The following is a 26,993-nucleotide window of genomic DNA, read 5'->3' on the forward strand; positions in this document are numbered from 1 at the left end:
ATGAGAGACAGCAAATCAGAGCCCAAACGCGGAGCTCCCGATTTTCAACTGCTTATTCTCACCTTGCTTTTGGTTGGCTTCGGGATTGTCATGGTATTCAGTTCCAGCTCCAGCATTGCTTTAGTAAGTGAAAAACAAGGTTATGATTTGATGTACTTTACGAAACGTCAAGTAATCTTCGGAGGACTTGGAGTTGTCCTCATGTTCATTACGATGAACATTCCTTATAACAAGTTCAAGAAGCTTTTTGTTCCTGTGTTTATTGTGACGATTATTATGCTGATCCTTATTCCATTTTTGGCATCCGACATCAATGGGGCCAAGAGCTGGTTTAATATCGGCGGCCTCGGCATCCAGCCTACCGAATTGGCGAAGATTGCCACGATCCTTTACTTGGCTGCGCTCATTTCCAAAAAAGGAGAACGTTTCCGGGATTTAAGAACAGGCTATATTCCCGTAATGGTCATCGTCGGTTTTGTGGCCGGCCTCATCATGCTTCAGCCTGACCTTGGCTCCTGCCTGATTCTGGTCGCCACGGCAGGCCTTATTATTTTTGCCGGCGGAGCAAACTTGAAGCATATTTTAGGCTCGATTGCCCTGCTTATCCTTGGTGCCAGCATCGTTCTGGGCGCCGGCGCGCTCTGGGAGAAAATCAGTCCGAGCGAATCTGCGTCATCAGGCAGCAGCTACAAAATGGGACGGATCACATCATTCATCAACCCGTGGGCAGATCCGCAGCTTTCGGGGTACAACCTGATTCACTCGCTTACCGCGCTTGGATATGGCGGTGTGACAGGAGCAGGTTTCGGCCAGGGGATTCAAAAGCTGCACTACCTTCCCAATCCGTACAATGATTTTATATTTCCCGTCATCGGGGAAGAGTTTGGCTTTATCGGCAGCATTATATTTTTATTGTTCTATATTTACTTTATTTGGAGGGGACTGCTTGTTTCTCTCCGCTGTTCCAGTACGTTTGGCACGCTGACAGGGGTAGGCATTATGGGACTCATCGCCATTCAGGCTTTCGTTAATATCGGTGGCGTGACGCGCACGATTCCTATTACCGGCGTTACCCTGCCATTTATTAGCTACGGGGGCTCCTCCCTGCTAGTCATGATGGGAGCGATGGGGATTGTGCTCAGCATTTCACGGGAATCCAATCTGCCTGCCAAACAGGAACGAACGAAATCCGTCGTCGTCAGGGAAGCCTCCCGTGAACTGAACAGTCAAAGACGCCGGCATTTATAAAAAAAAGTCTATCGGTGTATTTTCTAGGAAAAAAGACCATCATTAACGATAGCTTTTCTTACAGAGCATAGAATTGTTCAGCTCCGCTGAATTGTTAAAAATTCTATCATTGTAAGGAAACATAAAAATAAGGTTGCCCACAGTTCATTACATGAATTCGATGGGGCAACCTTATTTTGCTTTAAAAGGCTCTCACAGTCTTCACCTTTTGTATGTAACCGCAACGAAGCAAATCAGGCTTCGTCGTCTTTAAATGCTACTCCTTCAACCTTCACATTTACTTCTACGGTTTTCAGCCCTGTCATGCTCTCGACCGCTTCACGAACATTTTGCTGCAGCATGCGGCACACCTCATGAATCGGTGTCTCATACAGCACTATAATACGGAGATCGATTGCCGCTTCCAACTGACCGACTTCTACGGTGACGCCTTTTTGCACGTTTTTACCGCTTAACCGCTTCGCCCAGCCTTCTGACAACCCACCGGACATCGCCGCAATCCCCGGCGTTTCCAGCGCTGCCATCCCGGCAATCTTGGCAACGACGTCATCTGATATTCGAATAAGCCCATTATCTAACTGTAATTGTTCGGTCATGGTCATTCCTCCTTCAACCTCATTATATTTATTGTAATTCGTCAGACCTTTTAAAGCAAATAGAGATCATTCTTCTTTCGTTCGTTATGAATTTCCCTGAATTGGTTATATTGAATTTGAATTCATTTTATAAGCTGAGGTGCGATAATGCGAAAATATGTTTCTCCAGGTTTATTATTTTTGTTCTTTATTTGCAGCGCCATAGGGCACTACGCTCACTGGCCGGCTACCTTGCAGTTCCTCATATCGGCGATTGCTGTCATTTTTGTGGCCGGTTTTCTCGGCAAAGCGACCGAAAGCGTAGCACACTATGCCGGGCAGCGCCTCGGCGGGTTTCTGAATGCGACCTTCGGCAACGCCGCGGAATTAATTATCGGCATCCTGCTCGTACGCGAAGGGCTGTTCGACATGGTAAAAGCGAGTATTACCGGATCAATCATCGGGAATTTGCTGCTCGTGCTTGGCTTGAGCCTGCTTGCCGGGGGGCTGAAGCACAAAATACAGCGTTACAACGTTTCGCTTGCAGGAATGAACGGTTCATTAATGATCGTAGCCATTATCGCTCTTTTTGTCCCGGCCATTTTTCTACAGACGCATGTGCTGCATGAAGAAGATCGGACGACGCTCAGTCTCATCGTCGCCGGCATACTGATCGTATCTTATCTCCTCTGGCTGATCTTCTCTATGATCACGCATAAGGATTACCTGGCTGACATTCAAGAGGAGCGCAGTGAGGACCCGGCTGGCGAGCAGCAGCCCGCTTGGTCCAAGGGCAAATCGATCCTTTATCTCATACTCGCAACCGTAATGGTAGCTTTCGTCAGCGAATGGCTAGTCGGCACGTTGGACACGTTCACAGCCCGCTTTGGGCTTAGTGAAATATTTGTCGGCGCCTTCGTCGTCGCGATCGTGGGTAATGCAGCGGAGCATAGTGCCGCCATTTTGCTGGCCATGAAAAATAAAATTGGAGCCTCCGTAGAAATTGCCGTGGGGAGCAGTCTGCAGATCGCCCTTTTTGTCGCCCCGGTGCTGATTTTCGTCAGTCATCTATTCGGACGGCCCATGGACATCGTATTCACGGTCATAGAACTTGCAGCCATCGGGGTATCGGTCTTTATCGCCAAGTCAATTACCCAGGACGGCCAAACCAACTGGTATGAAGGTATGCTATTGATCGCCGTCTACGCCATTCTCGGCGTCTCCTTTTTCCTAGTCTAGTTCAAACAAAAAAAGCGTTCGCCAACGAGGACACCCCGAGAGCGCGTACGCTTCTTTAGTATGTAAGCCTGTTCTTCGGAAACAGGCTACTCTTTATTGTTCATCGCTTCGTACAGTAGAGCTAAATTTCGTTCCAGTTTGCTCAAAAGCTGCTTCCCCGTCTGCTCTTGAATGAGCCCGACACGGACTGCATAATCAACCTGTCTGGAAAAACCGTACATTTGGGTATCTAATACTTCCTCATAGAGAGGGCAGTAACGTGTAGCTAGGTTCTCCATCTGTACTTCGATCAGTTTCTGTATTTTATCTGCATCTTCCTGCAGTAGATTTAAAGCTCTGAGACTCAATTGCTCCTGCAAATCAGATGAAGTCATGTTTCTTCCCCCCTATGTCCTTAAAGTCGGTCACTCATCTACTCTATTCTTAATATTAGACGAAATCGGAAACCAATACAAGAACCTCTCTAAATTATCCATTCCCAAGTCCCGCCAATCGGCTGTAATATTTCCCACAGCATCCATTTATCCGCACGCATTCCATTTATGTTCCAAAAAAGCACTCCTGCCCGCAATGGACAGGAGTGCTTCCTTGAAAACGTTATTCAGCTACAATTTTCACATCCAGACCATGCTTTGCAAACACTTCGGATACAGCTTTCTTTGCTTCCGCTGCATCTGGTCCGTGAACGTGCAGCTCATAGCTTTGTGTGTTCACAAGCGTTGTGAAGAGACCCAAAATACTTTTAACATCGATATACTTGTTATCTGCTTGAAGAACGATGGATGAAGAAAACTTGCCCGCCGTTTGAGCAATTTCAACTACCGCTTGATTGTTGTTCGCCACTCTGAATCCCTCCGCGTCTAACATTGGAATAAATACACTACCATGATACATTGAATCCGCTTCCCTAGCAAGGCATATTATCTTTATTTCAGATTATCGGGATTTAACGCTTCAAGCTCCGGCAGGACAAAAATACCATTTTTACGGATTAGTACATCGTCAAAATAAATTTCCCCGCCGCCGTATTCCGGGCGCTGGATCAGCACGAGATCCCAATGGATCGACGATTTGTTTCCGTTAAACGCCTCTTCATACGCTTGGCCCGGCGTGAAATGGAGACTGCCGGCAATTTTCTCATCGAACAGAATATCCTTCATTGGATGCAAAATATAGGGATTAAACCCGATTGCAAACTCTCCGATATACCGGGAGCCGTCATCTGTATCCAATATTTTATTGAGGCTCTCCGTATCGTTGCTTGTCGCCTCAACAATTCGTCCCTGCTCGAAACGGAACTTAATGTTCTCGAAAGTAATCCCATTGTACAGGGTCGGGGTATTGTAGCTGATCGTTCCGTTTACGGAGTCTCTGACCGGTGCGGAATAAACCTCTCCATCCGGAATGTTGTGTTGCCCGGAACATTTAATCGCTCCGATATTTTTAATCGAGAATGATAAGTCTGTTCCAGGAGCGGTAATCCGGACTTTATCCGTGCGTTTCATTAAATCCGCCAGCGCATCCTGAGCCCGGTCCATCTTGGCATAATCCAAGTTGCAAACGTCAAAATAAAAATTTTCGAACGCTTCAGTACTCGTATTCGCCAATTGCGCCATGCTGGCATTCGGATAACGGAGCACAACCCATTTCGTATGCTTCACTCTTTGTTCGCTATGTACACGATGTGAATAGAGCGAGTTGTACAGCCTCATCTTCTCCTCTGGAACATCTGACAATTCATTTACATTTGTGCCGGAACGAATTCCGATATAGCAATCCATTTGCTTCATCCGATTCAGGTCGATTTCAGCCCACGTATTCATCTGCTCTTCATTCGCATATTTGAACATCGATCTTTGAACCGTTCTATCGGTCAGCTCAACAAAGGCATTTCCGCCTTTCCTTCCGACTTCTTCCACAATAGCAATTAGCAAATCGCGCTCATTGCCAATCATTTCAACAAGCACATTTTCACCAGGCTGAACATTGACAGAATATCCAACCAAATTTTCCGCCAGCTTCAATATTCTTGGATCTCGCATCCAGTCTTACGCCTCCTCTAATCTCTCCTAAGCATCATTCCTCAAACAAGACCGGAAACCGCTTAAGTTAGTTGAACAGTGGTTAATTCACTATTCTATTGTAGCATGACCGGCTGCGGTCTTCCAAGCAAAAATGAAACGGCAGACCAAGGGTGAGCAGCTATTTATAATTTGTAAATCGATTATCCGTCCGCAGCATTTCTTGCTGTGCGGCACCCTGCGGGCTTAAATATGCCAGCCTTGATTCCGAAGTCAGGCGCAGTGGAAGCCCCGTCTTCCGATCGATAGTGAGATGATAAACAGCTTGAATGTCTGCCTGATTCAGCATTTGGGCAAGCTGCTCCTTTCCATAGCTATATATTTGCTCAGCTTGGCTCGATACCTTCCCCCGCTTCGTGCTGGGAAGCTTAGCAAGCTCGCCGTCCCATTTCTCTCTGATCTGATTCATTTCTTCCTCCAGTCCGGCGGCCATCAAATGGAGAGCGTCTTTGGAATCCAGCTCAATGCGAAGCACTCTCGTCCCCCTGGCTGCTCCGCTCTCCATTTTAATCGTTTTGTTCGCCTTCTGGATTTGTTCCAGTTGCTCCAAAGGATTTAACCGGGCAAGTCCGCTGCCCAGCGTCTCTGGATCGGATACGATATGCCAGTGCCGGTTAAGCGCCTGAAGCTTTGCTTCATGCACTTCATCTTTACGCTGCCCCGATGTTTGAAGCCTTCCTTTTTGCTCGCCCTCGGCAATGACGGTTCGTATAGTCAACTGATGATGATCATCCATTTGTCCCGTATAGCTTAAATTTTGCTCCAGTTCCCCGTTCTCTCCGCGCCACAATGCGGCTTTTCCATGAAAAGTCAACGTATCTACGCCGGCCAAACCGGACCATGTATCTTTAAACCATTCCTCAGGCGATTTGGCATCCTGCATCCTGCACGATGATATCATCACAGCTATAAGTATCCACCCTAAAGCTGGCACTATTTTGTACAATTTCTGCATGTTAGCAAGCCCTCCTTAAAGGCTGAAATTCATTGACACGCTGTTAGCTGTAGGCTGTCCCTGCTTAGGGAATCTATGCGTCTGAACGGCGAAAAGCTGCCCCTCACTAGCAGGACAGCTTGTCTGGATTGCTTTACGATGAACTTAACCTTAACCGATTTGCGACTGATTTCTGCCGTTATTTTTAGCTTTGTACAATGCCATATCAGCCTGATAAAACAACGATTCCACGCTAATTTTGTCATCATCCCGCTTCCATTCCGCAATGCCGCAAGAAACGGTCACACACGGCTTCGTCTCCTGCTCTACGCGCAGGCGAATCATCTCCGCGATCTGACGGCCGTGCTCAATGCTGGCTCCCGGCAAATATAGCGCCAGTTCCTCACCGCCCCAGCGGGCGGCAATGTCGGTTTTGCGAATGGTGCTGGTGATGATCGAGCACACCTGCTTCAGAATTTGATCTCCGGTCTGATGGCCGTACGTATCGTTGACCCCTTTGAATTGATCAATATCAACGACGATTAGCGACCCGTTGGCATCTTTCTTCTGAAACTCCTGAATCGTATCGTCTAAATAATGGCGTGCATACAGTCCGGTCAGCATATCGCGGTTGGCCATCCTCCGCACTTCAGCATGCAGCGAAGCATTAGCAATGGCCAGACCGATATGGGATGCCAGCACCTGAAGCAATTTGTAATTTTCATACGAGAAAAAACGCTCTTCCCGATGAGACAGCATAATGACGCCGTTCACTTCTCCCCTTACGATCAACGGAGCGGCAATGAGCGCCCGCGATCCAGTCTCCTCCATCATTCTCGATGAAATTTTGCCGTATGCCTGATAATCGGATAAAATAATCGGTTCCTGCGTAGAGTAGATTAGACCGCTAAACCCGTAATCTTTAGGAAAAAACGCCTTGGACATCGCCGGAATGTTGCTCGACATAATTTTGAAACATTCGCTATCTTTGGAAATTTGTGAAATACAGCAATATTCCGCCTTAAAGATAGACAGGAGCTCCTCCGTGGCGAATTTAAAAACTTCTTTCGGCCTTAAACTTTGGTTTAGCCGCTTCGTCAGTTCATTAATAAGGCGCAATTCACTGATCAGCAGGTTGGATTGCTCGTACAATTTTGCGTTTTCGAAAGCCGTTCCCGCCGTATCAGCCAGCATACTAATCAGTTGCAGATCAACCTCTTCGACCTTGTCCCGCTCCAGAAGCAGATGAAATACACCGTAAGCTCCCTGCTTGCCAACTAGCGGTACCGCGATTTCAATGCATGGCTTCCCTTCATCGCCCCACACCTCTTTACGAAGCATGCTTCCTTCCATAAACGCTCTGACACATACGTGATCCTGTTCGCCATGAAGGATAAGCGGCTTCACTCGCGGATCGCGGCTAAGATGATCCTGAGACATCAGCAGCTCAACCTTTGCTTCCGGATACATGCCGGCAATTCTCTCAAACACTTCTGTCAAAATAGAATCCACATCGATTTTACCGTGCAGCTTCTGAACGACCTGGAACAATATCGAGCGTCTGTGTTCTTCACGCTTGGCTTGTCTTTGGATATTGAGCAAATCAAGCACAAACCAGCCCTCGACTTTTTTGTAGAAGCAGGTTCTGAAATGATATGCCGCTGCTTTGACCCAAACGCTGGAAGCAGCGGCATTCGCATCTTCCGGCATGACGCAGCCCCATACAGCAAACAGCTGTTCCTTGCTCCGTGTCAAAACCGGTACGGCGACGATCCTATACTGCTCCAAAGGCATAACGACCACGTTCAGCTCCTGTATACAGGCGGTTACAGCCTCTGAAACTTCGGATTGAACCAGCCCGTCACTTTCAACGATATCGCCGAGATGATTGGCGACGAACCATCTCGCCCCGGTCAGTTCAGGCAATCCGTGAACTTCCTGCTTCCAATCGGCATAGCCTTTTTGGATAAACGGTTCTATATAGGAATAATCATGTTCTGTTATATCAAGCTGCTCCAGCCAACTCATCTGCTCTTTTGATTCTTCATAAAGTGTAGACAGGACAGAATTCGGTATAGTATTTATCATCGGGTTATCTCTTGATTGTTTGGCCATAGGAAAACTCCTTTTCGTCGTATCCTCGAATACGGCGATTTAATGGTAACCTAAGCTATTCAACTCTGTCCATTTCTAACAAGTGGTCTGCCTCTTCCGTTCTGTGACTATATGTTTATTTTACTATTTTCCTTGCGTTTTTGCATCAAAATTACTTCATTCCGCCACACTTTTTTGGGCCGAAAGCCCTATCGACATAAACCTCGGTTTTCATACAAAAACCTCTTCTTGACTTTATGTGGTGATTTCATATAATATTTATTGTTGATAAAGACTGGATAGGTCTTGCTTAGGGCGTAACGCATGCGGCACCCTCTGGGCTTTGTTGCTGTCAGGACAGCGGCTGAACTTTCCTGGCAGATGGGCGCAATTATATCCTATCCTTCGCCCACATAAACAAAGTCCGCGCAAGTAGAACCCTACACCGAAAATTTAATTTAAAGGAGTCTACCTATACAATGGCACGTTACACTGGTCCTAAATTTAAACTTAGCCGTCGTCTCGGCATTTCTTTAAGCGGCACCGGAAAAGAATTGAAGCGTCCTTTCCCTCCTGGACAACATGGTCCAACTCAACGGAGAAAGATTAGCAACTACGGTATGCAGCTTCAAGAGAAACAAAAGCTTCGCCACATGTACGGCCTCGGCGAGAAGCAATTCCGCACTTTGTTCAACAAAGCGCAAAAAATGAGCGGGATCGCGGGTGAGAACTTTATGTTCCTCCTTGAAACCCGTCTCGACAACCTAGTTTACCGTCTGGGCTTCTCCAACTCCCGTGCAGGCGCACGTCAATTGGTTTCCCACGGTCATGTGACGGTTAACGGCAAGAAAGTGGATATCGCCTCTTACTCCGTAAGCCCTGGCGATGTGATCGGCCTTCGTGAAAGAAGCCGCGGCCTTGCAACGATCAAGGAAGCGCTTGAGAACCGTTCGCATGTTCCTGCTTACCTGGAATTCAACGATACAGCACTGGAAGGCAAGTTCATTCGTTTGCCAGAGCGCTCCGAGCTGGCTCAAGACGTCGACGAGAAACAAATCGTCGAGTTCTACAACCGTTAATAACAAGAAAACCGGCTTAAGTCCTCTCGGACTGAGCCGGTTTTTTTTGACTGCTTAGATCAAAAAACAGCGGGCCTTCTTGTACTGCCTAATAAACCAAGGCGGATTAACGATTAATAATTTACATATTTCTTAAAATCCACTCCGCAAAACAACATTCAAAAGCATTCAAATTCGTTAAATTATGCTATAATGTTGCTGTTAAAAGGAGGATAACTCATGGCTCGCGATAACGATACAAGCTCCAACAAAAAGCAACAGGAGAGCAGTACTAAAGTTCCGAAGCGATCGAAATGGCGCTGGTTCTGGAAAGCGCTGGGCTGGCTCACACTGCTCGGATTCGCTGCTGTTCTCTTTGCCGGAGGCGCCGTATTCGGGTACGTCTCTTCGATCGTCAAGGATGACCCTGTACGATCCCGCGCCGATATAGAAGCGAAAATCAATCATAATGAAATGACAGGGTTCGCCTACTTCCGAGACGGATCAGGCATCGGGCAGCTTCGATCCGAGGAAGACAGACGGCCGATCAGCTATGATGAAATTCCTGCTTCCGTAAAGGATGCGGTTATCGCCATTGAAGACAATAACTTCGATCATCATATTGGTATTGATTTCAAAGGAACGCTGCGTGCAGTCAAGCAAAGACTGCTTAAAGAAGATGTGCAAACGGGAGGCAGCACGCTCACACAGCAGCTGTCAAGACGCGTATTCCTCAATCTCGATAAAACCGCTAACCGGAAGGTTAAGGAAATTTTACTTTCTGTACGTCTGGAACGTTTTTTAACCAAAGAGGAAATTATTACTGCTTATTTGAATAAAGTTCCTTTTGGAAACGGCTCAAACGGCTACCAGGTATATGGCATTAAAGCTGCCGCTAAGGGCATTTTCAACATCACGAACCTGAATGAGCTCAATATCGCCCAAACAGCGTATTTGGCAGGGCTGCCTCAGCTTCCTTCCTCCTACTCCGCTTTTAACGGCAAGGGAGAGTTTAACCAGGAGGCCTTCGACCGCGCAATTAAACGGCAACAGCTTGTACTCTATCGTATGCTGGAAGAGAACAAAATTACGAAAACGGAATACAATGAAGCTTTGGCCTTCGATATTAAAAGTTCTCTGGCGCCGCAGACGAAAAAGGCATATGAGACTTATCCTTACCTTATGCTGGAGACAGAACGGCAGGGTGCTCTCGTCATCGCTATGATGAATCATCCAGATATGAGCAAGGAGGAGCTGCTTAATAGTCCGCAATTGCTTGAGGAAGCCCGTCAGCAGCTGCTGACCGGAGGCTACCGCGTATACACGACCATCGACAAGCAAGTATACAACGCCATGCACAAAGTATCAGAGAATGCCGACAATTTCAGCCCTTACAGCGAGAAAAAAGGACTGGAGCAAGTCGCCGCCATCATGCTCGACAATCGGACAGGGGCCATTCTTGGAATGATTGAAGGCCGTGACTTTTATACAGAGCAAATGAATTATGCTACGCAGATGAAAAGACAGCCCGGTTCCACGATGAAGCCGATTTCCGCCTACTTGCCGGCTATGGAGCTTGGACTCATTCAGCCAGCAAGCATCATTGATGATTCCCCGATTATTTTACGGGATTATTCGAAGGGCTATCATATTCCGGTGAACGCAAGCGGAGGCTACAAAGGCCTCGTAACGGCGCGAACCGCTCTGAACGAGTCCCGAAACGTGCCGGCGCTTAAAGTATTCAATCAAGTAGTAGGCATAGAACAGGCTTGGGAGTTTACCAAGAAGCTCGGTATCACTACATTGGAAGAAGATGATTACGGCGCGCAGACCGGCGTGCTTGGCGGTCTGAAATACGGTGTCACGGTTGAGGAGTTAACGAATGCCTACAGCGCCATCGGCAACGGCGGGGAATTTACAGACGCCTACATGGTCGAGAAGATTACCGATCTGAAAGGCAATGTCGTCTACAAGCATAAAGTCGAACCCGTACGGGTTTTCTCCAAACAGACGGCTTACTTAATGACGGATATGCTGCGCACGGTCATCACCGACGGAACCGCAAGTTCGCTTAGAAGAGAGTTCAAAAACTACGGAAAAATACCGATCGTCGGCAAAACCGGCTCCACTCAAAATTACGCTGATGTATGGTTTATGGGCTACACACCGGACATTTCGCTCGGCGTATGGATCGGTTACAAAGAGCCGGTCAACACGCTGTCTGATGCAGGAAAATCACGTGCCCGCTCCATATGGGCGAAAGTGATGAACGAGGTGACCGAGAACAAACCGGAGCTTTTTGAGACGGGTAAATTCGAGAAGCCCGAGGGGATCGTTTCAAAAACAGTTTCCGGCTACAGCGGCAAACTGCCTACGCAGCTTACGCAGCAGGCCGGAAAAATGGTTACGGACATATTCAATTCGAAATATGTACCGACTGAGTCCGATGACGTGTTGGTACGGGCAAAATATATTACGTATGAAGGTGTAAACTACATCCCGCACGATACTACACCTTCGGATATGGTTATGGAAAAAGTCGTTATGAAGCGGGAGAAGCCGATCAAGGAGCTTGTGGAGGACCTGCAGAAGGCCTTCTCCAGCATGAGAGGCGGCCATAAATCGCTCAGCTTCTATATGCCGAAAGATGCCGGCGAAGACGCACCATCGAAGCTGGATCCGCGGGTGGATGACGGCAAAGCTCCATCCCCCCCTGCTAACGTAAAAATGGCTTCGGCAGGAGGGGCGGCCAAAATAACCTTTGATAAAAATAGCGAAAAAGATGTGGTAGGGTACCGTCTCTACAAATCTGCAGCCGGGGCACCTTTCCAAAATACCGGAAAAGTAGTGCTGACTGGCGGGGAAACCGCATTTACCGATTCGGGAGAAGGCGGCAGCTACTCCTACTACGTTACTGCTGTTGACGTTGCCGGGCGTGAATCAGCACCTGGCGCGATCGTCGGCTATGATAGCTGGAGCGGTACGGGGAATCCGGACGATACGGATCAAGATACGCCGCCTGACATAGACCTGGATAATTTATCGCCTCCGAATGCGCCTGCCAAAGTCAGCGTTCAAAGCAGCGAGCAGGAAATTACGATAAGCTGGGAGGCTAACGCACCCGCTGAGCAGGTGACCAACTATCAAATTTATTTGTCCTCATCTGCGGATGGAACGTATTCCAGATTAGGGTCGACCCCGGCTACTCAATTTTCGTTCAAAACAGATGCCGCTAGCGGCTGGATTAGAGTAACGGCGATGAATCCCCTTGGAGAATCTGCAGCCTCAATATCTGTCCAGTTTAACAAATAAACGATATCAAAAAAGGCTTTCCCGGAACGCTCAGCGTTCCTGGGAAAGCTTTTTTAAGGATTAACAAATTTATACGTTTTCAGCGTAGCTGAACATCACGATGATAACCGTGCCTTTCCCGGCTTCGCTGCGCACCTCGACTTTTCCTCCGTGCCCCTCCGCAATTTCCTTTGCAATCGCCATACCTAGTCCGCTGCCTGAAGATGAGCTCTCCGTGTCAGTTCCCCGGTAATACCTTTGAAACAGGTTAGCCTGCGTCTTTTCGTCCATTCCAAGCCCATTATCCTCGAAATGGACGGAAAATTCTGATTCACTGCCCTTCTGCAAGCTAACCTTTAACCTGGTTCCTTCCGGGTTGTGCATTAATGCGTTAATGATAATATTGTCCATCATTCGCCGGAAGGCTTTCGGATCAATATTATAAAATATAGGATCGGAAGCTGGGCTCCACTGAATTTCATAACTTAGCCACTGCGGATCTTCGGCAATGCGGGTAACTGCTTCTTTCAAAAACATGTTCATATGATGGCGTTCCAACTGCAGCACGTCAGATGCATTCTTGAGACGGTACAATAAATTTAAATCCTGGATCAGCTCGTCCATATACTCCGCTTTCTCCGCCATGGTCGAGGCGAATTCAGCGATTTCATCTCTTCCCCATTCATATTGGCTCGAACGCAGCAGCTGAGCGTAACCATAAATGGAGGAAAGCGGCGTCTTCAAATCATGGGATAAGCTGGCGATCCATTCCTCGCGCATCCGGTCATTTTGCTCCCTTTCAAGCTCATGGTGCTCCAACTGCTGGGACAGCTCTTGGACAGTATACATCACTTCCGCGTAGGGTCTGTACCTCCATTTAAGGCGGCCTGCTCTCCTTTTGCTGCGCGGACGCCCCCGTCTGCCCACAGGCTCCTTGTAGTGCTGGTGAGCCAAATTTTGCAGCCACTGCATAACATGAAGCATCGGTGTGCCGAATCTGTTTCCCTGCCACAAAGATAGTCCGCCGCAGGCCAGCAGCAAAATGACAGCAACACTTCCAAAGCCGTACAGCAGCAACTGCACTTCATTGTACACTGTCGGCCCGATTGCGGTTAATTGAATGCCAGGCGCAGCATCGTACGGCGCGTGGATGAGCCACATCCTTCCCGTCTCCTCCTCGGTGCTCATTTCCAGGCGTACGCCGTAGCGTTCTGGATATTCTAGGCGAAGCACCAGTTCCTGCGGCGGATAAACATCCGGCAGGCCGGAGGGCAAACGGTAGGAGTGAAGCTCCTTCCCCGCTTGATCGAGAAGCTGGATACCGACGCCATGCTCTTGCAATACATAATTCACCTCATCAGGCCAGGCAATGGATTCCGTGCCATGTTCCGCTTCTTTTAAAGCTTGTTCTGAGCTGGAGCCCTCTTCTGCAAGCTGCCTTGCCGCCATGTCAAGCGGATCCTTTATCCCGTAAAGAAGGGTAACCATTTCTCCACTAATAGGGCGAATCAATATGTACAGCCGGTAAGGAAAAGGCTGCAGACGCCGGATATAATTGACCAGCTCGCCCGGGGTATACTTTTGTGGTACATCCGAAGGCGTTAAATAGGAGTATGTCACCTCACCTTTCTCATTCAGCAACTGCAGCCAGCCCCCGTTTATCTCTATTTGCTTCAGAAGCTTGGGGGACAGATGCACAGTTCCATCCTCGCGAACTGAATAAGAATCCAGGAGCGTTTCCATTGCAGGTCGAGAGAAACTACGCTTTAAATCAAGCTCTGTCATTTTTGACGCAAGCCAGATAAACATTACGACGATACACACAGCAGTAATAACCCCCACGGTCAGCCACTGTCTGATGAACATCATTACAAAACGCCGGCGCATCGTCACCGTAATGTCCCCTTCTGAACCAGTTTGTAGCCGAGGCCGCGGACAGTCAGCAAAAACTCAGGCTGAGCCGGGTTTCGCTCAATACGCTCGCGAATGCGATGGATATGTACCATTACCGTATTATCGTCATTTATTGCCGATTCTCCCCAAACCCGTTCATAAAGTTCATTTTTCGCGAAAACACGATTAGGATGGCGGCATAAAAAAAGCAGCAATTGAAACACCTGAGCCGGACACTCGACACTCACTCCATTTACTGTTAATTCCTTGGCAGTTCCATCCACAATAAAATAACCGAAGTCATACACTTCTCGCCTTTCTTGTTCCTGTCCGCTGACCGGGGATACCCGTTGGGCAATAAACTGGGCATTGGCCCGCCTAAGATGCACTTTCACTCTGGCTATTACCTCCAGCGGGTTGAAGGGTTTAACTATGTAGTCATCCCCGCCGATTGCAAATCCGGTCAGCTTGTCCAAATCGGTCGATCTCGCCGTCAGGAACAAAATCGGCGCGTCCGTCGACTCGCGAATAAATGGAGCCGCTTCAAAGCCGCTTTTACCAGGCAGCATCACGTCCAGCAAAATAAGATCATATCGTGTAGAACGACATGCTTCGATCGCCTCTTCCGCGCTTGTAACCGCATCAACCTGGCTATATCCTTCTTTCGCCAAAACAGTTTGGAGCAATTTCAAAATAGCTTTTTCATCATCTACCAACAGGATTTGAGGCTCATTCAACGACCGTCCTCCTTTCTATTTTCTTAGCAAATATCTTTATTTTAACACAGGATGTTTACCGTGCAGCCAAAAATGACCTTAACAGAATCTTAACTCGCAGCGGAGTAGTTAAGAGAATGTTAAGGCTCAATTTCGCCCGGCTTTAAGTTCATCTTATAAAATAAACAGGAAATAGAAAAATTTTACTCGGGAAAGGAGGCGCGGTATGAGCGTAAATTCAAACGGTAAACGTTCACTTATAAAACGAGGTGGACTTATTATGCTTATTACATTATTTCTAACTATGTTGTCTATTATTTCAGGATGCGTTTCGGAAAAATCAGCCGAAATTAGGATGGAGGGGAACACCAATCAGATGCAAGATACGAGTTTGAATACAAGACTGGATCCGGGACCGGGTTCGACGCTGGAAATGAAGCATTTGCCTCAAGCCTTGATAGATATGCAATACAAAGCCGTCTATGAGCAGCTAAGCGCTGAGTTCCAACAAAGCGTCTCGGAACAGGAAATCAAAAAGTTGTCCCAATCTTTTTTTCAACCCAACGATGTATTTTCGCTGCAAGCTGAATATTCCTTAAACGGCTTGATCGAATATGTTTGGACCGATTCCCAAGAAAACAAGGGGGTATCTGCGGTTCTGGATGAGGACAACACGATATGGGGGCTGCAAATTGTCAATCTGACGGCTCATCCAGAGTCGGATGACACTTTTACGAAGCAGGAATACAGCTTGCCTTTTAAAGAGGAATGGTTCACTTACTGGGGTGGACGCAACGTGCTTTTGAACTATCATTACGCTTATGAATCGCAGCGGTATGCCTACGACTTCTTTATAGCGAAAGAGAATCGCACATTTGCAGCAGAGGCGGATGCCGCCAACGGCAGTTATTATGCTTTCGGACAAGAAGTGATCGCACCGGCCGACGGCGTTGTAGTACAAGTCGTAAACGATGTGGCAGATAATAAACCAGGAACGGCGGACGAAACGCAGCCAGCGGGCAACTACATCATTATAGATCATGATGGAGAATACAGTATACTGGCTCATTTTATGGAGGGGTCGATACTTGTCAAGCAAGGACAGCAGGTAAAGCGTGGTGAAACGATTGGCTTATGCGGAAACTCCGGCAACTCAAGCGAACCGCACATTCATTTTCAAGTATCCGATCAACCGAGCTTGGAGCAAGGGAAATCCCTTCGTATCCAATTCAAGGACGGTGTGGATCCGATCAAGGGACAATTTCTTCAGGGAGAACCTTAAACCAAAGAAGAGGAACCTCATCGTGACCGAGGTTCCTCTTGTTAATTAGCCTTAATCTTCAATCGTCGACAGATCGCCTGCCGGAAGGTTCAATTCCCACGCCTTCAGAACACGGCGCATAATTTTGCCGGACCGCGTTTTCGGCAGCTTATCCTTAAACTCAATTTCTCGGGGCGCAGCATGAGCTGACAGCCCTTCCTTCACAAAGCGGGTAATATCCGCTTTCAGCTCCTCCGAAGGCTCAAATCCGTCAAGCAAGGAGATGAACGCCTTAATGATTTCACCCCGTGTCGGATCAGGCTTGCCGATAACTCCGGCTTCGGCAACAGCAGGGTGCTCCAGCAGCTTGCTTTCTACTTCAAATGGGCCGATGCGCTCCCCAGAAGAGTTAATCACATCATCGATCCGGCCCTGGAACCAGAAATAGCCGTCTTCGTCCATATAAGCCGTATCCCCTGAAATATACCATCCCGGAATGCGGAAATATTCTTCATACTTAAGAGTATTGTTCCAAATGAGCCGCATCATTGCCGGCCAAGGTGTGCGTATCGCGAGATTCCCCATCCGGTTAGGCGGCAGAACTTTGCCGTTATCATCTATGATGGCAGCCTCGATGCCTGGCACTGGTCTTCCCATTGAACCCGGTTTGAGCGGCATGGACGGATAGTTGCAAATCAACTGTCCGCCGGTCTCCGTCATCCACCACGTATCGTGGATTCTAAGGCCATAAACTTTACGCCCCCAGCGTACGACTTCCGGATTCAGCGGCTCGCCCACCGAAAGTACATGTCTCAGCGATGACAGATCGTACTGTTCTATAATATCTTCCCCTGCGCCCATCAGCATTCGGAAAGCCGTCGGCGCACTGTACCATACGGTTACTTTGTTTTTTTGAATCGTTTCGTACCAGTCTCCAGGACTGAAGCGTCCGCCGCGAACTACATTAGTAACCCCGAGCAGCCAGGGAGCGAATATCCCGTACGCAGTGCCGGTTACCCAGCCGGGATCCGCCGTACACCAATATCTGTCCTCCTCTTTAAGATCAAGGACAACCCTCCCGGTGTGATAATGCTGAATCATCGCATTGTGGACATGGTAAACCCCTTTAGGCTTGCCGGTGGAGCCGGAAGTATAATGCAGAATCATCCCGTCCTCGAGATCGACCCATTCAATTTCCGCCTCAGGCGAAGCCTGCTTCAGTTCGGCCAGAAAATCGATAATTCCTTCCTCCTCCGCGATTTCACTGCCCACGAGGAATACATGCCGCAAGGCAGGAAGCTCTTCGCGTTTCACTCGGGGGAGCAGTGCAGGCGTAGTAACGATAGCTACTGCGCCGCTATCTTCCAGGCGATCCTTGACCGCTGTCTCCATGAACGCTTCAAAGAGCGGTCCAACAACAGCCCCTACCTTCAATGTTCCCAACACACTGATGTAAAGCTCTGGACTTCGCGGCATAAATACAAACACACGGTCACCTTTGCCGACCCCGTAACTGCGAAGCACGTTGGCAAACTGGTTAGTCAAAGCTTGCAGCTCTCGATAAGAGTAGGATTCCTCCCTGACCGAATCACTGAATAATAGGGCTGTGCGCTCGCCCTTACCGGCATCGACGTGACGGTCAATCGCTTCATAAGCCATATTCACTCGCCCCGTATTATACCAAGAGAATTGCTTCTCCACTTCAGCCCACTCGAACTTTTCATAAGCTTCCTCATAATTCCCCAAATTGGATGAAGAAGCTACCTCTGAAATAATTTCTCCTTGCAGCTGACTCATTGTTTCATCCTCCCTTGAATCTGTCTGAAAATGATATTGCCAAGCAAATTCAATCATGAAAACGGATACACGTTGGCGAATTTTGCAGTAAGGATTATAGCTCTCAAGAATCTGCTAACTTCGAAGCGATAACCTTTCATTTATAGGAGCCAGTGTGTAAAATAGTCAAGCGTTGATAAGTAGAAAGTCAAGTATTATTTGTGAATGTTTTATGTCGGAATACATTATATCACACGCTTTTAAGAGGGGCTATACTTTTCAAATTTTCATTTTTCTGTTATAAGTGAGGGGAACGAGCAAAGGAGGCGGCAAAAATGGAGCACCGTAAAACGTATATCCGCCATACCCTGTCTTATGATAGCAAGGAAATTGTTATCGAAGGACCGATTGCGCCTGAGCAGTTGAAGAGTCTGCAGATGCACCATGAGCTGGACGCCTTCCGAAGACCAGGCGATCAGCATGAAGCGCTCATCGAAATTGCTGAACTCCCGGAAGGTCGGATCATTGTCGCGAGAGATCAGGATACAATTATCGGCTACGTTACGTTCCATTATCCCGATGAGATGGAGCGCTGGTCTCAAGGCAGCATGCCCGATTTAATCGAGCTGGGGGCGATTGAGGTCGCGAACGATTATCGATCGTTAGGACTAGGCTCCCTGATGATTAAGACAGCCTTTGAGGAAGAGCAAATGGAGCAGTACATCGTGTTCACTACAGAATATTACTGGCATTGGGATTTAAAAAGCAGCGGGCTTAGTGTGTGGGATTACCGGAAAATGATGGAGCGGCTGATGAAAACAGTCGATATGGTCTGGTATGCGACCGATGACCCGGAAATTTGTTCCCATCCGGCAAATTGTCTCATGGTACGGATCGGCAAAGAGGTACCGCTGGAATCTGAGGAACAGTTTGACCGCATCCGCTTTCAGCAGCGGTTTATGTACTAATGCTTGACCATCAGAACAGGATACTAACGCAAGGAGTGTGACGCCCGTGCCTGGAAAGGCTTTAATGATTCATCATAATAAAGCGATGAACTATCATTTTCACGACAGCCATCCTTTTCACCCTATCCGGCTTGAGCTGACACTCGATCTGTTGACCGCGGCGGAAGCGATGAAACCGGCCCATATAATGAATCCACGCCAAGCTACCGAACAAGAATTGCTGCAAATTCATCAGCCGACTTATATCGATGCCGTCAAAGCGCTAAGCGCCACATCTCCAAATCAAGCCTGGCTTGATCGTGCAGAGCAATTTGGATTGCAAGACGAGGACACCCCTTTCTTTCCCGGCATGCATGAGGCGGCTTCCTACATCGCCGGAGGCACTGTTACCGCAGCAGATGCGGTCATGTCGGGCAAATGCGCACACGCCCTCCATTTAGGCGGCGGACTCCATCATGCCCTTTCAGCCAAAGCAGCGGGGTTTTGCGTCTACAATGATGTTTCAGTCGCGATCGCCTACGTTAGACAGCATTATAACGCCAGAGTACTTTATGTGGATACGGATGTCCACCATGGTGACGGAGTGCAATGGAGCTTCTATTCCGATCCGGAGGTGTGCACTTACTCGATCCACGAAACCGGCAAATACCTGTTCCCCGGGACGGGCTTTGTACAGGAAAGAGGCGAACATCAAGGCTACGGAGCCTGTATCAACATTCCACTGCAGCCCTATACTGAAGATGACTCCTGGATGGAATGCTTTGAACAATCGATCCGGCGCCTAACCGAGCATTTCAAGCCGGACCTTATCATTAGCCAGCATGGCTGTGATGCGCACGCGCTCGATCCTCTCTCCCATATGCACTGCAGCATGAAAATTTATAACGAAATGCCCGCTATTTTGCACAGCCTCGCTCATACATACTGCAGCGGGCGCTGGGTAGCCGTTGGCGGCGGAGGATATGACATCTGGCGGGTCGTGCCCCGGGCCTGGAGCTTGCTGTGGTTGGAAATGACCGATCATCCGCTGAAGCCCCTGCTAAGGCAGCAGCCGCAGATGAAACTGCCGCCTGCATGGATCAGCAAATGGCAGGGTCAGTCCTCCGTCGACCTCCCGCACGAATGGCTTGATGATCTGACGCATTGGGAAGGCATTCCCCGCCGGGCAGAAATTACGGCAAAAAACCGCGAAAGTCTCGCGGTTGCTTTACAGGATTTCCCCTAAAGCGGAGCTGATGCTAGAAGCGGAGTTGTTGCACAATCAAAATCGACATTTTTTTTACAAAACCAGTCATTCAGATAATCAGTCATTCAAATGCCTTATAATATCATTTAAAATTTCATAAGAACGCTGCGCGGCCAAGGCGGTAAATTCGGCGAAATTGACATCAGCTGTGCCGTCAGCCTTATCTGACATAGAACGAAGGATGACGTATGGAATTTGGTTCATATGGCAGACCTGGGCAACTGCAGCCCCTTCCATCTCTACACACGCACCGTCCATAGTCTCGTGAAGCTCCCGCACGTAATCGTAATTCGAAATGAATTGATCGCCGGACAACACTTTGCCAACCCTATAGCGGTTGTCCCGGCAAAGTCTTGTGCACGCCTCTTCCGCCAGGGAAATAAGCTTCGCGTCCGCCGGAAAGTCCGATACTTCCTGATAGGGAATTATGCCCCGTTCAAACCCGAGCGGGGTCACGTCCATATCATGCTGCTGACATGAAGAGGATATGACGATATCGCCGATATTCAACTCAGGATGAACGGCGCCGGCAACGCCGGTAAATAAAATTTGCTTCACATGAAACCGATCGGCCAGCAGTTGGGTCGTTGCTGCAGCATTCACTTTACCGACACCGGATTTGCACACGACAACCTCTTTACCATGAAACAGCCCAGTAACAAAGTTAATCCCCGCATGCACGGACACGTTCTGCCGCTCCAACTGCTGCAGCAGAAGGGCGATTTCTTCATCCATGGCTCCTATAAGACCGATTGTTCCAGCCATTCATTCCCCTCCCTTTCCCCTAAAAAAAGCTCCTGTAAGGGAGCTTTTTTTCGTATAACCTTTTTCATATATTTGTCTTTAGTCTAAAATCATTCTATCTATTGTTATGACTCAGTAAAGCCGACTATACATGGCTAACTGACAAGCGGAGAATCGTCTCGTGGGGCAAAATCACCTTCGAGCTCTCAACCGTTTCCTTCTTCATCAATTTAGTCAACAATCTCATCGCGACCGCACCGAGGTCATACATCGGCTGAGCCACCGTAGTCAGCTGCGGCCGTACCATCGAAGCCATGCGAATATTGTCGACACTGATGATGGAAAAATCCTCAGGCACCTTTAGACCCTCATCCTGTATGCTGTGGATCGCCCCGATCGCCATTTCATCCGTCGCTGCAAATATCGCCGTTGGACGCTTCTTCAGTCCCAGGAAATATTTCATAGCTTCGACACCGGACTCGTAGCGATAGTTGCCAATACGCACCAAATCCTCCTGATACTCAATGCCCGCTGTCTCCAAGGCGCGTTTGTAACCCTGGAATCGCGCATACCCGTTTGCTGGATCCTGCAGCGTACCGCTAATCATAGCAATTTCGCGGTGACCATGCCGAATCAGCGTACTGACAGCATCAAATGCTGCCGCTTCATGATCGATATCCACGGAAGGGATATTCCCGTGTTCGTCGCTCGTTGCGCACAAAACCACCGGAACAGACGTCTGGAAAGCCTGAATATGCTCTTCCGTCACTGCTCCGCCCATAAAGAGAAGCCCGTCAACCTGCTTCTCAAGCAGCGTATTAATGACGCGGATTTCCTTCTCCTTCTTCTTATCTGCATTACATAAAATGATGTTATAGTGGTACATGTTAGCGATGTCTTCAATACCCCGGGCAATTTCAGCAAAAATCGAGTTCGAGATGTCGGGAATAACTACGCCGACGGTCGTCGTCTTCTTGCTCGCAAGTCCTCTTGCGACCGCATTCGGACGATATCCCAAACGCTCGATTGCTTCATATACCTTCTTCCGGGTCTGCGGCTTCACATTGGGGTTGTTATTGACAACCCGTGAAACCGTGGCCATTGAGACGCCTGCTTCACGTGCCACATCATAAATGGTAACCGTCACATTCTTCTCTCCATTGCCAATAGATTTTCACTCATTCGTCCCGTATTTCCAAGCTCCAATTAGGTTTATGATACGACAAAATTTTACTTTGTGCAATGTCAACACTTCATTCGGCTAGAATTCCCTCTAGGGCTTCTGTCGTGATATCGGAATGGGACCTATGCCAAACGGCTTGTCCGTTTGTAACTAGAATAGCTTGAGGGGATTCGTGCTTAACCGCCAAGCGATCAGCAGCGGCGTTCGAGACCGCTTTATCTTCAACTACGTATATAAGGCCATAGGTGACAGCTTCATTGGGAGTGCGACTTAAGTATGCCTCAACTTCCCGGTGCGCCCGCGAGCTGATGGGACAACGGGTACTATGTTTGAATAACAGAAGCGGCTGCTGCGATGATGCTTCTACTTCCTCCGCAAGTTCTTCCATGGAAGTTATTCTCTTCAATTTGGCCATAATCTATCCCCCCCCTTCCGACAATACGATTTCAAACATAATCTATATAATATCTTAACAAAAGAAACATAACAAACACAACTCATTGCATTACTTTTTCTGCAATCAGTTGTTAATCTGCCCCAAATATTGATTATGATTAACATAAACCGACAATTGAGCCAGCCTTTTTGATATTTCTTCCATCCAGCCCGAATCGTCCATTTCCTTGGCGCAGCCGTATACGTCAAGCAGTAGATTAATCCGCTCTTTACACTTCTGTTCAAGAAGACCCTCAAAAGTTGGCGAGCCTGTCTGATCCCATGTACGATATATCGCAAACATGACATCAACCAGTTCATTCACTTCGTTAAAAAGTACAAGACCCTGCTCTTGACTGGCCTTTAGCTCGGCCAACAATTCAATCAGGTCCGGCTTAACGGCCGGCAGAACTTCATAATGATCGCATAGTTTGCACTCAAATACCGGCACCCTGTCAATTTCAATAACTCCCTCAAAGATAAGCACTCTAAAATCAAGGCTCATCATTTGCCCGCAATGGCAAAGCTTGCGCACAGTACCACCTCTTCTTACGTATCATTTTTCATTTCGGCTGTCCGTCGTCGCATAATTTTCGCTATGAAAAAATGAGAATCAGATGATAATAAATAATGTATTCGACCCTGGGGAAACAATCTCCTTCCAGGGATTCATATGCTTGTAATATGCTTGTTATTTCCTTGATTGGCAAGGTTTTTTGGGACGATGCACACAGCGGTGACATGAAATAAAACTTTATTTTTGATACAATTAAAATATCGATTAAGTTTTTCGTCAAGACCACTTACAGAACGGAGGAAGCGATTTTGAGACTAACTGGTAAAAAGGTAATTGCCCTGGTCGATGAGGAGTTTGAGGATTTAGAGCTCTGGTACCCGATCTATCGTGTACGCGAGGAAGGTGCCGAGGTGCATTTGGCCGGGCTGGAGAAAGGCAAAAAATACATAGGCAAATACGGCGTGCCTGCAGAGGCTGAATACAGCTTTGAGGAAATCAATGCCGATGCCTACGACGGGATTCTTGTACCTGGCGGCTGGGCTCCTGACAAGCTGCGCCGTTACAGTAAAGTCCTTGAAATCATTAAAGAGCTTCATGCGGCAAAGAAGCCGATCGGCCAAATATGCCATGCAGGCTGGGTGCTTATTTCGGCGGGCATACTACAAGGGGTTACCGTAACTTCAACTCCGGGGATACGCGATGATATGGAAAATGCCGGCGCGATCTGGAAAGACGAGGATGTCGTCGTGGATGGACATATCGTTTCGGCCCGTCGTCCGCCAGACCTGCCGCCTTATGGGAAAGCATTCGTCGATGCTCTAGCCAAAGGCTAAAACTTCGAACTTCAAGCACCAAAAACGGGGTTGTCCAAAAGTAAGTAAAAACTGACTTTTGGACAGCCCCTTGATCTTTAGAGGGTAGCTGGGGTGAGTGAAATTGGTGGAGTAGTGAGTGCAAGTTGATGAGGTTGATAAGGGTGAGACTGGTGAATACGAGTTGATTAGTCTGATAGGAGTGAGGCTGGTGAATGCGAGTTGATTAGTCTGATAGGAGTGAGTGTGACTCGCGGAACTAATGACTTAATGAGACTGAGACCGGCGGAATTGGCGGGACTTATGGGACTGGTCACCCGCCAACGGACAGGAGATCCGCTATTTGTTGAATTAGGCCCTTTTTGCTATGCTTACGGACACCGGTTCCGTTATTCAAACAAATGGACTGCAATAAACAGGTTTTAGGGGTCAATAGCGGAACGTAGGTCCGTTAGCCTTCCCAATTCCTCGTTATTTCTCAAATAGCGCCCCCTTTGTCCGTTAGGCGTTACGTTAGGCTCGCATATGCTCAACCAGTTACCTACCCCAGCCTCCCAGCCAACCGCTCAGCCGCTACTCAAGCAACACCGCCGCTCAAGCAATCATCCGGCAACCAACCGCCGACAACCAACTGCCTCACACTAAGACTTAGCACTTACACATAACACTTAACACTTAACACTTAACAACTACACATAACACATAACACTTAACACTTAACAACTACACATAACACTTACACATAACACTTAACACTTAACACTTACACATAACACTAGCACTTAGCACTTCACACTTCACACTTCACACTTCACACTTAACGCTTAGCACTTACATCTCACGCCTCACACTAAAACCTCACACCAGCAAAAGCAGATGTGTAAAAAAGTTAGACGGAAAACAACGCGTTGTTTTCCGTCTAACTTTTATTTAGCGACTTTTTGGAAGTCCCGTTTCTATATTAGCTGTAAAAGTGCTGATTAACTCAGTAGAATAAAGAGCCGCCGCTCCTCGATCAGCGTTTCTGCAAAATGCAGGTTTCGGCGAAACGAGTCAGCTCCGCATCGATGTCAGCTGCTGTCGCAAGGCGATAACAGGCGGCTCCTGCTTCTTTCCCCGTAGAGGCCTCGGCATTTAATATGCGATGCTTCACTCTCAACAATACTTGGGGTGACATGCTTAGATCACGAACACCTAAATGCAGCCAAATTGGAATGGCCTTCTCATCCCCCGCCAGCTCTCCGCACACACTTACGGGTATGCCCGCATCCTGTGCGGCTGAGACTGCCTGGCGCAGCATGCGCAGCACGGCTGGATGGAACGGCTGGTACAAATGAGCGATCGTCTCGTTCATGCGGTCCACCGCGAGCACATACTGAACGAGGTCGTTTGTTCCGATGCTGAAAAAGTCAGCTTCTCCCGCCAACAAATCGGCGATCGCCGCCGCTGCAGGCACCTCGATCATTACGCCAATCTCGATATGATCGTTGTAAGCTATGCTGCGCTCATCGAGCTCCCGCTTCGCTTCGGACAAAATCTCCTTCGCCTGACGAACCTCCTCCAGGGAAGATATCATCGGCAGCATTATTTTCAAATGACCGTACATGCTGGCGCGAAGTATAGCCTTTAGCTGGGTCTTGAATATTTCCTTGCTGTCCAAGCTAATACGGATGGCGCGATAGCCGAGAAACGGATTGTCTTCCTCCGGCAGAGCGAAATATTCGAGCTGTTTATCGCCGCCGATGTCAAGCGTCCGGATCACGACGGAATGGCCGCCAGCCTTCTCGGCAACTTGACGATATATTTCAAACTGCTCTTCCTCTGAAGGAAAGGTCGCACGGTCCATATACAGAAACTCGGTACGGAACAGTCCGGCACCTTCCGCTCCGTTTTTGAGCGCCTGTTCCAAGTCTTTCACTGAGCTGATATTGCCTGCCAGGCGAAACTGAACGCCATCCTTCGTCACGGCCTCGACAGCTGCAAGGAGCTGAAGCTGCTCCTTCCTCTTCCGCAAGCCTTCAGCGACCTCCGTATACCTGTCTACGGCTTCCTGATCCGGCTCTACATACAGAAGCCCTGCGTCGCCATCAACGATGAGCAGATCGCCTGTCTTCAGCGGTTCGGCCAGCTTATGTTCAACTCCCGAAACGAGAGGTATGCCAAGAGCGCGGGCCATAATCGCAGAATGCGAAGTTTTTCCGCCGGCCATCGTCACCATGCCCAGCACATTGTTCGGATTCATATGTACAAGCTGGGAAGGCGACAATTCTCTGGCTACGAGAATATAAGGCTGGGTATCCGCCGGCAATGTAATATCCGGTGTGCCAAGCAAATGCTTTAACAAGCGGTTGCCGACATCCTTGATATCGAGCGCCCGCTCTTTCATATACTCATCATCAAGCAGATCGAACATTGTTACAAAATGATCGATTGCTTCCTTTACCGCCACTTCCGCTGCCTTATACTGCCGTTCGATAATCCCCCTGATTTCACTCATAAACACAGGATCTTCCAGAATAGCCAGATGAGCATCGAATATGCTTGATTCCTCGGCTCCTACCGTTTCTTTCACTTCGTTCTTCATCACTTCTATCTCTGTTCTGGAAGTGCGGATGCCTTCATACAATCTTTCAAACTCAGCTGCCAGATCGACCTTATCCATCCGGCGATCCGGCACATCCCATTCCCAAGCAGGCAGCACGAAAGCTTTGCCAATGGCTACGCCCGCCGCTGCGCCGATGCCCTGTATCATGTTTAGACCCCCTATGTCCTGCTCTGTTATAGGATATCATCTCTCTATATTTTTATTAGCCGTCGTTCCGGCAACCCTTTTGAACACCACTATTATGGTAAGCCCAGCCTTACAAATTTGTCAAAGGAAAATAAGCTTGTCTGTGATGCTGAGGTTCGCTTTAGTTGTCC

At 48.2% G+C, this 26,993-nt stretch carries 22 protein-coding genes; 8 read left to right on the forward strand and 14 right to left on the reverse strand.

Annotated elements, in window-relative coordinates:
- A complete protein-coding gene (gene ftsW / locus G358_RS0104840; protein ID WP_019636070.1) occupies positions 1-1,248 on the forward strand; it encodes a putative lipid II flippase FtsW in 1,248 nt (415 codons plus the stop codon).
- A gap of 233 nt (positions 1,249-1,481) precedes the next feature.
- On the opposite strand, the gene G358_RS0104845 is transcribed toward ftsW, so the two are convergent.
- A complete protein-coding gene (locus tag G358_RS0104845) occupies positions 1,482-1,844 on the reverse strand; it encodes an Asp23/Gls24 family envelope stress response protein (protein ID WP_019636071.1) in 363 nt (120 codons plus the stop codon).
- 147 nt (positions 1,845-1,991) lie between these two features.
- Between G358_RS0104845 and cax the strand changes: the two genes are divergently transcribed.
- Positions 1,992-3,062: a calcium/proton exchanger gene (gene cax, locus G358_RS0104850; protein ID WP_019636072.1), complete on the forward strand. Its 1,071-nt coding sequence runs from the start codon at positions 1,992-1,994 to the stop codon at positions 3,060-3,062.
- An 86-nt stretch (positions 3,063-3,148) separates the two neighbouring features.
- On the opposite strand, the gene G358_RS0104855 is transcribed toward cax, so the two are convergent.
- The 5 genes from G358_RS0104855 to G358_RS0104880 all read right to left on the reverse strand — a co-directional run bounded on the left by G358_RS0104855 (position 3,149) and on the right by G358_RS0104880 (position 8,192).
- Positions 3,149-3,436 carry an Fpa/YlaN family protein gene (locus G358_RS0104855; RefSeq protein ID WP_019636073.1) on the reverse strand — a complete coding sequence of 96 codons (288 nt, stop codon included), beginning with the start codon at positions 3,434-3,436 and terminating at the stop codon, positions 3,149-3,151.
- Between the two features lie 223 nt (positions 3,437-3,659).
- On the reverse strand, positions 3,660-3,905 hold the full coding sequence (locus G358_RS0104865; RefSeq protein WP_026342062.1) for an HPr family phosphocarrier protein: 246 nt from the start codon (positions 3,903-3,905) through the stop codon (positions 3,660-3,662).
- Between the two features lie 83 nt (positions 3,906-3,988).
- Entirely contained in the window at positions 3,989-5,104 is a 1,116-nt protein-coding gene (locus G358_RS0104870; RefSeq protein WP_019636076.1) for an aminopeptidase, read from the reverse strand.
- A gap of 160 nt (positions 5,105-5,264) precedes the next feature.
- Positions 5,265-6,098: a hypothetical protein gene (locus G358_RS0104875; protein WP_019636077.1), complete on the reverse strand. Its 834-nt coding sequence runs from the start codon at positions 6,096-6,098 to the stop codon at positions 5,265-5,267.
- 150 nt (positions 6,099-6,248) lie between these two features.
- Positions 6,249-8,192 (reverse strand): sensor domain-containing diguanylate cyclase, encoded by a 1,944-nt coding sequence (locus G358_RS0104880; protein WP_019636078.1) that lies wholly within the window; start codon positions 8,190-8,192, stop codon positions 6,249-6,251.
- Positions 8,193-8,650: 458 nt separating this feature from the next.
- Between G358_RS0104880 and rpsD the strand changes: the two genes are divergently transcribed.
- Positions 8,651-9,250, forward strand: coding sequence for a 30S ribosomal protein S4 (gene rpsD / locus G358_RS0104885; protein WP_019636079.1), 600 nt, complete (start codon positions 8,651-8,653; stop codon positions 9,248-9,250).
- 219 nt (positions 9,251-9,469) lie between these two features.
- On the forward strand, positions 9,470-12,541 hold the full coding sequence (locus tag G358_RS0104890) for a transglycosylase domain-containing protein (RefSeq protein WP_019636080.1): 3,072 nt from the start codon (positions 9,470-9,472) through the stop codon (positions 12,539-12,541).
- A gap of 69 nt (positions 12,542-12,610) precedes the next feature.
- On the opposite strand, the gene G358_RS0104895 is transcribed toward G358_RS0104890, so the two are convergent.
- Together G358_RS0104895 and G358_RS0104900 are read right to left on the reverse strand one after the other, a co-directional pair.
- Positions 12,611-14,407, reverse strand: coding sequence for a sensor histidine kinase (locus G358_RS0104895; RefSeq protein ID WP_240479947.1), 1,797 nt, complete (start codon positions 14,405-14,407; stop codon positions 12,611-12,613).
- 2 nt (positions 14,408-14,409) lie between these two features.
- The gene (locus tag G358_RS0104900) at positions 14,410-15,150 is read right to left on the reverse strand and encodes a response regulator transcription factor (protein ID WP_019636082.1); all 741 of its coding nucleotides are present in this window, start codon (positions 15,148-15,150) and stop codon (positions 14,410-14,412) included.
- A 355-nt stretch (positions 15,151-15,505) separates the two neighbouring features.
- Between G358_RS0104900 and G358_RS0104905 the strand changes: the two genes are divergently transcribed.
- Positions 15,506-16,411: a M23 family metallopeptidase gene (locus tag G358_RS0104905; RefSeq protein ID WP_240479945.1), complete on the forward strand. Its 906-nt coding sequence runs from the start codon at positions 15,506-15,508 to the stop codon at positions 16,409-16,411.
- A 51-nt stretch (positions 16,412-16,462) separates the two neighbouring features.
- Here the strand turns inward: G358_RS0104905 and acsA are convergent, their stop codons facing one another.
- Entirely contained in the window at positions 16,463-18,187 is a 1,725-nt protein-coding gene (gene acsA, locus G358_RS0104910) for an acetate--CoA ligase (protein WP_019636084.1), read from the reverse strand.
- Between the two features lie 314 nt (positions 18,188-18,501).
- Between acsA and G358_RS0104915 the strand changes: the two genes are divergently transcribed.
- Positions 18,502-19,134, forward strand: a complete 633-nt coding sequence (locus G358_RS0104915; protein ID WP_019636085.1) for a GNAT family N-acetyltransferase — start codon at positions 18,502-18,504, stop codon at positions 19,132-19,134.
- Positions 19,135-19,180: 46 nt separating this feature from the next.
- Complete coding sequence (locus G358_RS0104920; RefSeq protein ID WP_019636086.1) at positions 19,181-20,359, forward strand: acetoin utilization protein AcuC; 1,179 nt, start codon at positions 19,181-19,183, stop codon at positions 20,357-20,359.
- A gap of 78 nt (positions 20,360-20,437) precedes the next feature.
- On the opposite strand, the gene G358_RS0104925 is transcribed toward G358_RS0104920, so the two are convergent.
- From G358_RS0104925 to G358_RS0104940, 4 genes are all read right to left on the reverse strand, one after another.
- Positions 20,438-21,145 (reverse strand): 5'-methylthioadenosine/adenosylhomocysteine nucleosidase, encoded by a 708-nt coding sequence (locus G358_RS0104925; protein ID WP_019636087.1) that lies wholly within the window; start codon positions 21,143-21,145, stop codon positions 20,438-20,440.
- A gap of 124 nt (positions 21,146-21,269) precedes the next feature.
- Positions 21,270-22,271 carry a catabolite control protein A gene (ccpA, locus tag G358_RS0104930; RefSeq protein WP_019636088.1) on the reverse strand — a complete coding sequence of 334 codons (1,002 nt, stop codon included), beginning with the start codon at positions 22,269-22,271 and terminating at the stop codon, positions 21,270-21,272.
- Positions 22,272-22,377: 106 nt separating this feature from the next.
- The gene (ytxJ, locus tag G358_RS0104935) at positions 22,378-22,722 is read right to left on the reverse strand and encodes a bacillithiol system redox-active protein YtxJ (protein WP_019636089.1); all 345 of its coding nucleotides are present in this window, start codon (positions 22,720-22,722) and stop codon (positions 22,378-22,380) included.
- Positions 22,723-22,827: 105 nt separating this feature from the next.
- Positions 22,828-23,277, reverse strand: a complete 450-nt coding sequence (locus tag G358_RS0104940; protein ID WP_019636090.1) for a hypothetical protein — start codon at positions 23,275-23,277, stop codon at positions 22,828-22,830.
- 287 nt (positions 23,278-23,564) lie between these two features.
- On the opposite strand from G358_RS0104940, the gene G358_RS0104945 reads away from it, so the two are divergent.
- Positions 23,565-24,092, forward strand: a complete 528-nt coding sequence (locus G358_RS0104945) for a type 1 glutamine amidotransferase domain-containing protein (RefSeq protein WP_026342064.1) — start codon at positions 23,565-23,567, stop codon at positions 24,090-24,092.
- Positions 24,093-25,086: 994 nt separating this feature from the next.
- Here G358_RS0104945 and ptsP read toward each other — a convergent pair.
- The gene (gene ptsP, locus G358_RS0104950) at positions 25,087-26,823 is read right to left on the reverse strand and encodes a phosphoenolpyruvate--protein phosphotransferase (protein WP_019636092.1); all 1,737 of its coding nucleotides are present in this window, start codon (positions 26,821-26,823) and stop codon (positions 25,087-25,089) included.
- Positions 26,824-26,993 lie beyond the last annotated feature (170 nt).

Origin of the sequence: Paenibacillus fonticola DSM 21315 (assembly GCF_000381905.1) — a bacterium.
Taxonomy (GTDB): Bacteria; Bacillota; Bacilli; order Paenibacillales; family Paenibacillaceae; genus Fontibacillus; species Fontibacillus fonticola.